Here is a 271-nt window from a genome sequence, read left to right as displayed (position 1 = left end):
GCCGGCGCCTGTTGCCCAGCTCCCTCCAGCAGCTGGAAAGGGAGTCGAACGGCAAGGCGGTGACGGTCGATGGCCAGCCGGTCGGTCGCCCACCGGCGGCGATCACCTGGGGCGGCGTCGGCACCGACGCGCAGCATGCGGTGGTCCAGTTGCTGCATCAGGGCACGCATCTGGTGCCCGTCGAATTCATCGCGGTCATCGAACAGGACGACACGCTGGCGGAGGATCATCACCGCCAGTTGCTGCTGAACGCCTTCGCACAGGGTGCGGC

General features: G+C 68.3%; 1 pseudogene. It reads left to right on the top strand.

The features are described from left to right. Positions 1 to 271 (top strand): annotated as a pseudogene (locus tag AC0CH8_RS18875) (glucose-6-phosphate isomerase); the annotation flags it as partial.

Source organism: Sphingomonas sp. AC435 (assembly GCF_979253005.1).
Note: the sequence above shows the minus strand (reverse complement) of the source record. Positions and strands in the feature narration are given on the sequence as shown.